This window comes from Paenibacillus sp. DMB5, assembly GCF_001517085.1.
Lineage (GTDB): Bacteria > Bacillota > Bacilli > Paenibacillales > Paenibacillaceae > Paenibacillus_AQ.
Genome location: NZ_LRAC01000095.1, coordinates 1 through 11,340, shown reverse-complemented (window position 1 = coordinate 11,340; position 11,340 = coordinate 1). Strand labels below are relative to the sequence as shown.

The 11,340-nt window shown below is 52.9% G+C and carries 13 protein-coding genes and 1 pseudogene; 1 reads left to right on the top strand and 13 read right to left on the bottom strand.

The features are described from left to right. The 7 genes and pseudogenes from AWJ19_RS09875 to AWJ19_RS09845 form a co-directional block, all read right to left on the bottom strand. A partial coding sequence (locus AWJ19_RS09875; protein WP_128083557.1) for a CCA tRNA nucleotidyltransferase occupies positions 1–888 on the bottom strand: 888 nt, incomplete at its 3' end. 10 nt (positions 889–898) lie between these two features. Beyond that, positions 899–2,055 (bottom strand): annotated as a pseudogene (gene bshA, locus AWJ19_RS09870) (N-acetyl-alpha-D-glucosaminyl L-malate synthase BshA). 84 nt (positions 2,056–2,139) lie between these two features. Next, entirely contained in the window at positions 2,140–2,850 is a 711-nt protein-coding gene (gene bshB1 / locus AWJ19_RS09865) for a bacillithiol biosynthesis deacetylase BshB1 (RefSeq protein ID WP_068723340.1), read from the bottom strand. Beyond that, complete coding sequence (gene mgsA / locus AWJ19_RS09860) at positions 2,850–3,272, bottom strand: methylglyoxal synthase (RefSeq protein WP_068723338.1); 423 nt, start codon at positions 3,270–3,272, stop codon at positions 2,850–2,852. The genes bshB1 and mgsA overlap by 1 nt, the downstream gene beginning before the upstream one ends. 17 nt (positions 3,273–3,289) lie before the next feature. Beyond that, positions 3,290–4,093 carry a 4-hydroxy-tetrahydrodipicolinate reductase gene (dapB, locus tag AWJ19_RS09855; protein ID WP_068723337.1) on the bottom strand — a complete coding sequence of 268 codons (804 nt, stop codon included), beginning with the start codon at positions 4,091–4,093 and terminating at the stop codon, positions 3,290–3,292. A 35-nt stretch (positions 4,094–4,128) separates the two neighbouring features. After that, positions 4,129–4,650 (bottom strand): tetratricopeptide repeat protein, encoded by a 522-nt coding sequence (locus AWJ19_RS09850; protein ID WP_068723336.1) that lies wholly within the window; start codon positions 4,648–4,650, stop codon positions 4,129–4,131. A gap of 59 nt (positions 4,651–4,709) precedes the next feature. Continuing rightward, a complete protein-coding gene (locus AWJ19_RS09845; protein WP_068723335.1) occupies positions 4,710–5,039 on the bottom strand; it encodes a nucleotide pyrophosphohydrolase in 330 nt (109 codons plus the stop codon). Positions 5,040–5,198: 159 nt separating this feature from the next. On the opposite strand from AWJ19_RS09845, the gene AWJ19_RS09840 reads away from it, so the two are divergent. Beyond that, positions 5,199–6,068 (top strand): YitT family protein, encoded by an 870-nt coding sequence (locus AWJ19_RS09840; RefSeq protein ID WP_068723334.1) that lies wholly within the window; start codon positions 5,199–5,201, stop codon positions 6,066–6,068. 688 nt (positions 6,069–6,756) lie between these two features. Here AWJ19_RS09840 and AWJ19_RS09835 read toward each other — a convergent pair. The 6 genes from AWJ19_RS09835 to AWJ19_RS09810 all read right to left on the bottom strand — a co-directional run. Further along, positions 6,757–7,644, bottom strand: a complete 888-nt coding sequence (locus AWJ19_RS09835) for a sporulation protein YpjB (protein ID WP_068723333.1) — start codon at positions 7,642–7,644, stop codon at positions 6,757–6,759. Between the two features lie 56 nt (positions 7,645–7,700). Then, a complete protein-coding gene (locus AWJ19_RS09830) occupies positions 7,701–8,348 on the bottom strand; it encodes a DUF1405 domain-containing protein (protein ID WP_068723332.1) in 648 nt (215 codons plus the stop codon). Between the two features lie 96 nt (positions 8,349–8,444). After that, the gene (locus AWJ19_RS09825; protein WP_068723331.1) at positions 8,445–9,323 is read right to left on the bottom strand and encodes a menaquinol-cytochrome c reductase cytochrome b/c subunit; all 879 of its coding nucleotides are present in this window, start codon (positions 9,321–9,323) and stop codon (positions 8,445–8,447) included. A gap of 28 nt (positions 9,324–9,351) precedes the next feature. After that, positions 9,352–10,023 carry a menaquinol-cytochrome c reductase cytochrome b subunit gene (gene qcrB / locus AWJ19_RS09820; protein ID WP_042178168.1) on the bottom strand — a complete coding sequence of 224 codons (672 nt, stop codon included), beginning with the start codon at positions 10,021–10,023 and terminating at the stop codon, positions 9,352–9,354. Positions 10,024–10,028: 5 nt separating this feature from the next. Then, positions 10,029–10,583: a ubiquinol-cytochrome c reductase iron-sulfur subunit gene (locus tag AWJ19_RS09815; protein ID WP_068723330.1), complete on the bottom strand. Its 555-nt coding sequence runs from the start codon at positions 10,581–10,583 to the stop codon at positions 10,029–10,031. A 218-nt stretch (positions 10,584–10,801) separates the two neighbouring features. Beyond that, on the bottom strand, positions 10,802–11,340 hold a 539-nt coding region (locus AWJ19_RS09810; protein WP_241781671.1), incomplete at its 5' end, for a DUF2487 family protein.

The window sequence follows — 11,340 nt, the reverse complement described above, 5'->3', positions numbered from 1 at the left end:
CGGAGCACGGCGGCGACGGAGCTGCGCGCCGCCCCCGGGAACGTCCATGCCCGCAGGAGCTTGTCGGCCGCTTCGGCCGACTGCCCCAGGGCATGGAGGAGCAGCGCCCACCGCAGGCGGGCGCTGTCCAGTTCCCCGATCCCGGCCAGTATGGCGGCTGCTGCCGCATATCTTCGCCGGTCCAGGGGAACGGGCCTTTCCGCGCGCCAGCAGCCCGCTGCGCGCAAGCAGGCCGAGGCCGCGCACAGGATGCGGCCCCTCGACAATGCGTTCCGTCTCGGCGCGCACGCGCTCGACGGCGATATGCGCCAGCTTGTCACGCTGGCGAAGCAGCCCCCGCCACGTATTCTTGGCGACGGCAAAATCCAGCACCGACGCGAACCGCACACAGCGCAGCATGCGCAGTGCGTCCTCGTCGAAGCGCTCCTCCGCACTGCCTACGCAGCGGATCAGCCGGGCGCTTAAATCCTGCGCGCCCAGAAACGGATCAACCAGCTCACCGTCCAGTCCGCAGCAGATCGCATTGATGGTGAAATCCCGCCGCCGCAGATCCTCTTTTACATCGCTTACAAAAGAGACATGCTCCGGACGGCGGTGATCGGCATAGCCGCTCTCCGTCCGGTAAGTTGTCACTTCAAAGCTGAAGCCGTCCTGCAGCACTGTAACCGTCCCGTGGGCAAGCCCTGTCGGAACACAGCGCGGAAAGACGGCCATAACCTCCTCGGGCAGCGCCGAAGTGGTCAGGTCGATATCATGAACCGGACGGCCCAGCAGCTCATCTCGGATACAGCCTCCGACGAAATAAGCCTCACGGCCGCTCTCAAGCAGCCCTGTTATCACCTTGCGGGCTGCTGCTGCCATACCGTCCGGTGCCATTGTCCATTCCATATCGTTCTCCTTACCCCCGGATGGCATCCATTCCGAGCACCTTGCGCCCCAGCACACGGTAATAAATATCCTCATATTGGTTCGTAATGCTGTCCCGGCTGAAGTCATTGCAGGAACGCTTCAGACAGGCCTCGCGGAACTGTTCGGCCAAAGCCTCATCCGACAGCAGCTTCACAGCATATTTGGCCATAGCAGACGTATCGCCAATCGGCGCCAGGAAGCCGGTCTTGCCGTGCTGAACCAGCTCCGGGATGCCTCCGGCCTGGGAACCGATCGTCGGAACGCCGCAGGCCATTGCCTCCAGCGCCACCAGACCGAAGCTCTCCTTTTCCGAAGGCAGCAGCAGCAGGTCAGCCAGAGAGATTACCTGGGCGATTTCATCCTGCTTGCCGAGGAAGCGGACCTTGTTCTCAAGCCCCATTTCGTTAATCTTAGCCTGAATCTTCGGCAGCTCAGGGCCTTCCCCTACCAGCAGGAGCTTCGCTTTGATCTCCCGGCTCACCTTGGCAAATACATCAACCACATCGCCCACCCGTTTTACCGGACGGAAATTACTGATATGCATCAGGATTTTCTCATCGGGGGCGGCATAATCGCCCCGGAGGTCTGTTACATCCCGCGGATAATAGACCCGCTTGTCGACAAAGTTATACGTCAGGTCGATATCCCTTGTAATATCCAGAACCTTCCGGGTTTCGTTGATCAGATCCATTGAAACGGCGGTAACCGCATCGCTCTCATTAATACCCAGCCGGATCAGGTCCTTGAGTGATTCATCCTGCCCCAGCACCGTGATGTCGGTGCGTGCAGGGTAGTAACAACCTTCATATCATTGCCGAGCATCTGCTTGGCAAGAAATGCGCAGACGGCATGCGGTACCGCATAATGGACATGAAGCAGATCCAGCCCCTGCATTTTGGCTACCTGGGCCATCTTGGTCGCCAGCGCCAGATCATAAGGGGGATAACGGAACACATAATAATCGTTAACCTCAACCTCATGATAAAATATATTCTTCTGAAACGTTCCAAGCCGGAACGGGATACTGTGTGTAATAAAATGGACTTCATGGCCTTTTTCCGCCAGAAGTTTGCCCAGTTCAGTCGCCACTACGCCCGAGCCGCCCAGAGACGGATAACAGGTGATGCCTATTTTTAGCCGGTTCATAGCTCCGTCCCCTTCGTAGACTGATCTCTTACTTTAAGTAATGTCATGGATTTATTATAGTTGCATCGCACAACAAAATAAAGCTTATTCCGCCTTGCCCCCGTTAAGGAACAGGTCAACAGCATGGGGAACCCTGGTGGCAAAGCCTTCGGCAAAGGGAATGAGCCTGCGCTGTCCAAGCAGCATATCCCGTGAGCGGACGCGTTCGATGTATCCCTCATTAAGCGGGGTGGATACCACATCCTCGCCGGGTGCTTTTTCAAACTGGGAACGGTAACAGGACAGCGCCTGCTCCTTCACAGCGTATTGCTCCGTTACATCCACAATCAGGTCGGTACGGCCCAGGTCGTTGATGAAGTAAAAATACAGCAGCGGCGCAGGCACCGCAGGCATGTCCGGCATGTATTTGCGCAGCTTGGCATTAAATACAGCCTCCTCCACCAGCTTGCTGCAGGCGATATGATCGGGATGCCTGTCCTCCCAGTAAGGTGCGAATACAACAGCAGGAGCAAACCGGCGGATTTCTGCAGTTACAGCCGCCAGATGTTCCTCGGTCATATACAGGCCGCGGTCAGGCAGCCCGAGATTACTGCGCACAGCAGCACCCAGCACATCGGCAGCCTGCTGCGCTTCCTGCTTGCGGCGCTCCACTGTCCCGTTCGATGACATCTCGGCAGCAGTCAAGTCACACAGGCCTACCTTCAGCCCCGCAGCCGTATGCTTGGCAATGGTTCCGGCCATACCGATCTCGGCATCATCGGCATGCGCCCCGAATACAAGAATGTCCAGCTTCATTACTCGTCCACACCCGGTTTGTATTTATGTACAAGCTCCCGCCAGCCGAAATCCCCACGGTCGATTGCCTTCACCAGAATTTCCGCCGTTGCGATATTGGTCGCCACCGGGATGCCGTACACGTCGCACAAACGGAGCAGCGCCGTAATATCCGGCTCGTGCGGCTGGGCCATCAGCGGATCACGCAGGAAAATAATCAAATCCAGCTCATCCTGTGCTACCAGAGAGCCAATCTGCTGGTCACCGCCCAGCGGACCGGACATGAACCGGTTGATTTTCAGCCCGGTTGCTTCCATAATGCGCTGGCCCGTTGTCCCCGTCGAAAACAGCTCAAGCCCCGTAAAAACATTTTCATAGGCGGTAACGAAATTGACCATTTCTTCTTTTTTTCGGTCATGTGCGATAAAGGCAATCTTTAGCATGTTGGTTTCTCCCCTGTCTATTCAATAAAATGCTCGAAGCCGTAGATCAGTCCGGTATACCCCATTACCTTCTGGACTCCCAGCTTAACCCCCGGCATATAGCCTGCCCGTTCGTACGAATCATGACGGATTTTGAGCGATTGCCCGAAGCCGCCGAACACAACCTCCTCCTGGGCAAATACACCCGGAAGACGGACGCTGTGAATTCGGAAGCCGTTATAATAGCCGCCGCGCGAGCCTTCAATAAGCTCTTCCTCCTGCGGATGGCCCTGGCGCAGCTCCTCTCTGGCTTCAGAGATCATCTCGGCCGTCTTGATTGCTGTACCCGAAGGGGCATCCAGCTTCTGATCTCCATGATACTCGATAATTTCCAGATGCGGGAAATATTTCGATGCCTGTGCGGCAAATTTCATCAGCAGAATCGCTCCGATCGAGAAGTTCGGGGCAATCAGCCCGCCGATTCCCTGCTCCTGACATTGCTTGTCCAGCTCGGCAATCTGCTCCGGAGTGAACCCGGTTGTCCCGATAACCGGACGCACCCCGTATTTGATTGCAAGCGAAGTGTTGGCATAAGCCGATTGCGGAATAGTAAAATCAACCATCACATCTCCGCGGCTCCCTGCTAAGGCAGCTTCCAGATCGGAAGTAACAGTTATTCCGCACTCATCCAGTCCCACCATACGGCCCGCATCACGTTCGACTGCGGAACGGTCTACTGCTGCTGCCAGCTCCAGCTCATCATCCTGCAGCACCAGCTTAACAACCTCTTTACCCATTTTGCCTCCTGCTCCGGAGACAATAACTCTGATCTTGTCGCTCACCTTTAAATCCTCCTCGCTTTTACTGGTTCCATTTATTAATGGATATATTTTTGCAATGACCTTTGCAGGTCTTTCATCAGCTGGCGCAATCCGGTATCATCCGGATGAAGGGCAATAACCTCTTTCATGGCGGCGATCGCCTGTACATGCTCATTCATCCGGCTGTGCGCAATGGCCAGCCATACATAGGCGTCTCCGTATAAGGGGTCCAGCGTAATTGCTTCTTTAAGAAGTGTAACCGGATGATACGGATTGGATGTCCCGCCCGCGTCATCCTCCAGCAGATGTTTGGCCTCCTGCACGAGCTGAAGCGCCTGCAGATGCTGGAGATGCAGCCGGTATTCGGGCTTCGTATCATCGAGCCTCACCGCAGCGACCGCATGCTCCAGCGCTTTCTCCACCATCCCGCTGCGGGCATAGGTAATGGAGCACCGGTATCTGACTTCGGCATCGTCCGGGCTGGCCGAAATTGCAGCCTCAAAAGATTCAATTGCCTGCGCGAAATCGCTGCGCAGAATGGAACGGTATGCGGCCTTGACATAATCGTTATGATCCATATACTCACCATCCTTACGGCTAAATCCCGTTCGTTTGGTACAGCATATGATATAAGGGCCTAATCGGTGTTTTTAAGGGTCCAGCGGCCGGCGTCACGGGTATTGAACTTGTGCATCACTTTATTATGAGCCTCGGTCAGATCAATCCCCAGTGAATTCGCAAAGCAAACCGTAATGAACAGAATGTCACCCAGCTCCAGTTCAATGGAGTTGTCTGCTTCATCCGCTTTTTTGGGCTTTTCACCAAACTGATGGTTCACTTCACGCGCCAGCTCCCCGACTTCCTCGGACATCCGGGCCAGCATGGACAGCGGGCTGAAGTAACCTTCCTTAAACTGTGAGATATAGGCATCAACTTCACGCTGAATCTCGGCTAGACTTTTTTCCATAATTTGCAGCTGCGCCCCCCTGTATGATCTTGCCTTATGTTTGCCCCTATGTTATCGTAAAGACGTTTTGAAGACAAATCTTTTTTATATTTACTGCTTCACCTCATGAAAGCCATGCTAGAACATTCTGCCCGTATAAGGGCTTAGGCGAGGGATTAAATGAACTCATCAAAGGTAATGAATATCGGTAAAACCATAGCGCCCATTATGCTGGGAACAGCGGTCTATGCGTTCGGGCTTTTGTACTTTATTGTACCCAACCAGCTGATGGAGGGCGGCGTAACCGGGATCACTATCCTGCTCAATTATGCCTTCAGCATTCCAATCTTCCTGACGACTCTGCTGCTGAACCTTCCGCTGTTCCTGCTCGGCTGGAAAGTGCTCGGCTCCAATCAGATTGTCTATACCGGACTCGGCATCGGCTCCCTGACTTTTTTCCTTTGGGTGTTTGAACAGGCGATTGACAGGGGCTGGCTCGTCCCGTTCACAACCGAGCATGATTTTATTCTTGCTTCATTATATGCAGGCGTTACACTCGGCCTTGGCCTGGGCATCGTTTTCCGTTACGGCGGGACTACCGGCGGGGTTGATATCGTGGCACGCATCCTGGGGCGCAAATTTGGCTGGAGCATGGGCCAGATCATCCTCGTTGTCGATGTAATCATTATCGGCGCATCCCTGCTCTACATACCCCGTGAAAAGATTCTGTACACCCTGGTGGCCGTCTTTATCGCATCGCGGGTCATTGACTTTATCCAGGAGGGGGCATACGCCGCCAAAGCCTTCACTATAATCAGTGATGATGCTCCGCAGATTGCCGACCTGATTACTGCCGAGATGGAGCGCGGTGTAACGCTGATTCCGGCGATCGGCGCGTATTCCAAGCAGGCGAAGCATATGGTCTACTGCGTCGTCTCCCGCCAGGAGATCCGCCGGCTCAGCCAGTTGGTCAAATCCGTCGATCCTGCGGCGTTCGTTATTATCAGCGATGTGCACGATGTAATGGGCGAGGGCTTCCGGGAGTCCTGAGTGTGGATGGTTGAGGGTAGGTTGATATTGGTTCGTTGAGTTTGAATTTTTGTCTGATTTAAGCTTTATTAAACTTAGTATGATTAGCATATTGAGCAGAATTGGTTGTGTAGAGTTAGATTGAGTAGAGTGTATTTTGTGTGTTTGGTGATTTGGTGGGTTTGGTAAGTTATGTGAGTGCGTTAAGCGAGTTAGATAAGTTGTTTTGCCTTTACAAAATCAGCACCTCAACCGACTAACTGCAGTTTGTACAACTATATTCCATGATTATGGGCTTGCAGTAACTTTAAGTGTATTCCGTGCAACTATATCCGGTCTTTTTAGGTAAAATAGCATTTTCGGCCGATTTTAATTGCATGAAATGCAGTTATTCCTGAATTGGGCGGCTTTTTGTGCTTTTTAGTTGTATAAAATACACTTATTCCTAAAATTGCACAGTTGGCTAAACCCTCAAAGAATCTGCCAAACCCATTCGCACTCTACAATACATCGCACAAGATGACTATAAAGAGTCACAGGCAAAAGCTCCCCTTCCCGTGTCTAATGGAAAGGAGAGCTTTTTTTTAGAATCAGCAGGCATATAACCCGCACCAACCCTGCCAGCTTGTGCAGTCAAGCCAGCATGAAAGCATAACGTCTATGCGTTCACTAGCTTCAGTTCCTCACTTCGTCCAATATTCCTCTGCGCCTATACCGGCCTCAGATCCTCGCGCTCCCCCCGGTATTTGCGGAAAGCGGCATAGGCGAGAGCGGTGATGATGAAGACACCTGCCAGCAGTCCCCAGGCTCCATATTCTGCAGGGGCAAGCGGCAGGGATAACGCCGGTTCATCGCGTTCCTTGCCGAATAACACCCTCACCGCGTCCTGCCCGTAGGAGACGATCTCCAGCAGCCGCGAACGTCCGGGAGGCTGAGAGGAATCGGTAACCCCGGCTGCATAAGACAGCCAGGAGTCAAAGGCGCTTACTGCTTCCGGCCGGCTTGAGATGACAACCGCCGGGCGGATCGTGTCATATCTGCTCTGCAGCCGGGAGACCGCAGCTTTCCAGCCTTCCGGGTTGCCGGCGGCAGCGCTTTGCTCCATATCATTCAGATCCTCACGGATCAGCTTATAATACTGTTGCCACATCGGCTGTCGAGGATGGCTCAGACTGTTAACGGCTAGCCTCATTCTGGCTGCAGCCGCTTCCCACTTTCCGGGGTCAATCTGAGCAGCTGCAAGGGTCGCTTTGAGATCCACAATAACCCCGGACAGCGCATTGACTCCTTCAACCGAAGTCAGCCCTTCAAAAGAGGAAGACACAAAGATCTCGGAGATCTCCTCGCTCTTTTGCCTTGCCTTAACTACATCCCCTTCCAGCACATAGCTGTACAACGCTTCCGCCGCCTGTTCCAGCTTTTCTGCGCCGTTCCTGCCGGTCAGGGCAGGTGCTTCGCTCCCGGCAGCAGCCGTCTGCCCGGCTCCGCTATCCTTGGCGGCACCGCTGCCATCAGCAGATACACTCCCGCCGGTCATGCCGGAAAGCAGCCAGCACAATATTACTCCAGTCAGCACTATATAACACTTGCGCGGCATGAGACATCCCTCCTACCCTTAATCTATGGCAGGAGGACAAGAGTTAGAACAGCCTGTCAGCGCCGGTTTCGGTTCCGCTGCAAGGGCTCGTACCGCCTTGTCTTAGGACCCGCTATCCAGGCTGCCGCAGCACTCAGCAGTGTCAGAAGAATCGTGAGATACTGCACCTGGTTAACATCGTCGGCCAATACTGACGGCAGCCAAGGATAGACTCCTGCTGAGTAATCAACCATATCATTAGCCAGAGTCCAGAGCAGAGCCACCGGCAGCATCCGCCGGAACGCGAAGAACCGGGCATAGATCAGGGCCTCTACCGCCATTCCGGTATGCGACACCACCAGCATCCAATCCTTCCAGCTGACTGTATCTCCCTGATATCCCCCGGCAAAAATAACGCCAACCGCCCATATGCCGTACTTGACTGAAGTAACTACAGCCAGCGCTTCGATCAGCTCACGTACTAGCGTACCCTTCAGGCCTTTTGGGGGATACAGCAGCAGCAGGAGTGCAATTGTAAAAAACAGGCTTGCTGTCGGGCTGTCCGGCACGAACGGCAGCAGCCAGGCCGGGTAATTCTGCGCCGTATACTCCAGTTGATTGCCATACCATATGTATCCGTAAATCGTGCCGAGGACATTGACGATAAAGAGCAGCCATATGATTCCCCGGTGCTTGAACAGCTTGTCAAACATGTTAACCGGCATACACAGTTTCACCCTCCCAAGTCAGAACATTTTACATTCAAAACACAGACAAAAACCTGACCGCAAGAATACGATCAGGTTCGCGTTATCATTATTTTACTGTTCGCTTTTTTGTTTGGCAAGCCACGCCGCCAGCGAGTCGATATCCTGGTCGGTAAGCCCGGCACCAAGCGCCGTTTCATACATCGGCGGCATCTGGCCCTGACCCTCTTTGATAATGGCCAGGATGGCCGCCTGATCGTGGGTATCTCCTACCCCTCGCAGCGAAGGCCCGCCCCCGCCTTTCAAGTCCACGGCATGACAGGTAACGCAGGTCGCCTGCTTGAATAGTGCCATCGCCGGATCATCCTTGTCCACGATTGCGATATCCTCAGTCTGTACCGCACTGGTGGTGGGCAAGCCTTTGGCCCTGTTCTCCGCAGCCTTCTCCTCACGCTGCACATCTTCCGGGATCTGGCCGGTTTCAGCCATTTCATGCTTATATTCAGTCCAGGCCGTATTGGTTAAATAGACGATCGCTGCCAGTGACAGGAGCATCAGTGAGGAAGCAATCGGCCGTTTGTAGAAGCGCCGTTCACGTCCGGTGTCCAGAAACGGGGCAAGCAGCAGTGCACCGAAAGCCACCCCTGTGACTCCCAGGGTTCCCAGTACGATATAATCACCCGAGGCATAAGGCAGCTTCAGGTATTGATAGAGAAACAGAAAATACCAGTCAGGAATCGGAATAACAGTAGCCCTGGCGTCTGCCGGAAATCCCAGCGGCGCAGGCTCGGAAATAGTGAGCACAAGTATGCCGACCAGCACAACTACCCCGACCATCCATTCCTTGAGCAGAAAGTTCGGAATGAACGCCTCCGATTTCCCCGGGTAAGCCGTATAGTCAGGCGGCGTAATAAATCCGCTGCCCTTCCTTACACGGGAGTCACCGACATACACTATCTTTTCCCCGGATCCGTCCTTGCCCTTATGTGCCATTCCGTTCTCCCTCCTTTCGTCGATTAGCCTACAGCGGCCCGGATATTCCCTGTCTGCGGATCATGATAAAGTGTCCGACGAGAAGTATAAGCAGGACCGCCGGGAGAAAGAATACATGAAGGGCGAAAAAGCGGGTAAGCGTCTCCGCACCGACAATCGTTCCGCCCTGCATCAGCTCTTTTAATACAGGACCCATAACCGGCACGGAATTGGCAATCTCCAGTGTAACCTTGGTGGCGAAATAAGCTTTATTGTCCCAAGGCAGCAGATATCCGGTCAGTCCCAGACCCAGCATGACAAAAAAGATCAGCATTCCCACCACCCAGTTCATCTCGCGCGGCGCTTTATACGAGCCTGTAAAAAATACGCGCATCGTATGCAGGAACATCATGACAATGACCAGACTCGCCCCCCAGTGGTGCATGCCGCGTACGATCTGGCCAAAAGCAACCTTGGTTTGCAGATATTCCACACTGGCATAGGCATTAATAATATCCGGTACATAATACATGGTCAGGAACATACCTGACAGAATCTGAATGACAGTGATAAAAAAAGTAAGACCGCCAAAGCAGTACACGAATGCCGAGAAGTGATGGGCCGGGTTAACATGCTCAGGAACCTCATGATCGGCGACATCTCTCCAGATCGGCGTAATATCCAGACGTTCATCAATCCAGTTATAGATATTTTTAAACATCAGGGCTACGCCTCCTTATTGGCTTCGGTATTAGGTACGATATCCCCCAGATACACCCATCCGCCTTCAATCTTGGTCTTGTACTGGTCGAGCGGCTTCGCTGCAACCGCCAGCTGCTTGCCCAGCTTTGTGTAACGTGCACCATGGCAGGGACAATGGTATTCATCGGGAAAAGCCTTATCATTGTTCCAGCCCACCGTACAGCCGAGATGCTTGCAGATCGGTGAAAGCGCATAAATATTTCCGCCCTCATCTTTTCGGATCCACGCCGTCAGTGTAGCTGTACTGGCATACCAGCCGTCCTGCTGCTTGAGCTCAAAGTTGAACTCCTGCGGAACATCGGTAATCTGCGAGACTTCTGCAACCTTGATGAAATCCCCTTCCCCCCGCTTATGTAAAATAGGGTCTACAGCAAACCGCGTCATGGGGAGAAGGACTCCGGCTCCCATAAATGCAGTGGCTCCGCCGAGGGTGTAGGTCAGAAACTGCCTGCGGGACATCTCCTTGCGGCTGGGCGGTTTGGGCGGATTAACTTCAGGCTCTTCATTGTAACTGCTCATACGGTGTGTAACCCCCTTTTCAAAAATGGAGAAGGCACCTGCAGGTCATGCACAGTCATTTAATGTAAAGAATCCGGTTACAATGACATAAATCACATGTCATATCAATTCACCCTTATCATAGCTTAGGCCCCAATACCCGTCAAGAATTTTGTCTATTTTGTGACAGGCATCTGTACTCCCTTTTTATAAATTGTTGATTTTTTGTCACAATTAACTCAAGTTTTGCTTTGCCATAAAGCATGAATTTTTTGATTTATTTCTGATTTTTCCGGCTCTTTACAATCCACTCCAAACCCAGTAACAGCAAAGACTAAATCGCTTTCATAAATATCTTCTAACGACACTCCCGGAACAGCTGAAGCAACAATCACATACTGGAAGATACTGGATTTGACTTTCCGGCACACTTCATTCAAATTGTCTATATTTTGACCTGCTGCATACTGTATAGCCGGATATACGACTACGCGTCCCCGGAATGGCTGCTCGATCAGATCCAGCAGATCCCGGAGCTTCTCCAGCACGGCTGCTGCCTCAGGCGGACTTTCCGCACCTGACAGTCCGGTGAACGGGAGCAGGCAGGTATCAAAGTATTTTCCGTGTTCTTTCCAGCTTTCCTCTGTAAATTCACTGAATTTCATCGTAATCATCCCCTTCACATGAATTCCTTTTAATCTATTTAATATGTACTTGCCGGATAAGTCAAAAAAAAGAAATGCGCTAAGCGCATTTCCAGATTGTCGAGAAACCCAGG